The organism is Pseudomonas sp. P7548, assembly GCF_013386585.1.
Classification (GTDB): Bacteria; Pseudomonadota; Gammaproteobacteria; order Pseudomonadales; family Pseudomonadaceae; genus Aquipseudomonas.
Map to the genome: position 1 here is coordinate 1 of NZ_JACARO010000223.1, position 975 is coordinate 975.

Genomic DNA, 975 nt, shown 5'->3' on the forward strand with positions numbered 1-975 from the left:
ACGACCAGGTGCTGGGCCTGCTGGCGTGCGCGTTGGTGGCGCTGAGCGTGTTTGTCTGGCATGAACGCCGCGCGCGGGAGCCGCTGCTGCCGATGCACCTGTTCGCCAACCGCAGTGCGGTGTTGTGCTGGTGTACGATTTTCTTCACCAGCTTCCAGGCGATTTCCCTGACGGTGTTGATGCCGCTGCGCTACCAGACGGTGACCGGTTCCGGCGCCGACAGCGCGGCGTTGCACCTGTTGCCGTTGGCAATGGGGTTGCCCATGGGCGCTTATTTCGCCGGGCGCATGACCTCGGTGACCGGGCGCTATAAACCGATGATCTTGAGTGGCGCGCTGTTGAGCCCGTTTGCGATTCTTGGCATGGCCTACAGCGCGCCCCAGGCGGTGGGGATGACGGCGGTGTTTATGCTGCTGTGTGGGATTGCGGCGGGGATGCAGTTTCCGACATCGCTGGTGGGCACGCAGAATTCGGTAGAACAGCGGGATATTGGTGTGGCCACCAGTACCACCAACCTCTTCCGTTCGCTGGGTGGCGCGGTGGGGGTGGCGTGCATGTCGGCGCTGTTGCTGGCGTTGTTGCAGGATTCGAGTTTTGCGCACTTGGCCAGTGGGGCGTTGGGGGCTGAGGGCGGTTCGGGGAATGTTTTGTTGGATGGGCTGAACGCGGCGCCAGGGCCGGCGCAGGATGCGTTGCGTGGGGAGTTGGCGGTGACGTTTCGGCATTTGTTGATGGTGAGTGCGGGGGTTTCTTTGCTTGGGTTGATGGCGGCTCTGGCTATGCCTAATCGGGTTTTGCGGGGGCGGGAGGATAAGGCGCGGTGAGGTTGGGTGGGGGGGTAGATCCGTTGCTGCGGTAACGGCTGCTATGGGTTCCGCCCTTACGGCGGGTCACTTTTGGAAAGAGCCCAAAAGTAACCAAAAGGCTCTTGCCCCAACACTCGGCACCTCGCTAGGCTCGGTGTGCCCTCACTCC

The 975-nt window shown here is 62.8% G+C and carries 1 protein-coding gene; it reads left to right on the forward strand.

Going from position 1 to position 975, the window contains the following annotated elements; translation table 11 throughout:
• On the forward strand, positions 1-824 hold an 824-nt coding region (locus tag HX803_RS32420; protein WP_178926120.1), incomplete at its 5' end, for an MFS transporter.
• Positions 825-975: the final 151 nt, after the last annotated feature.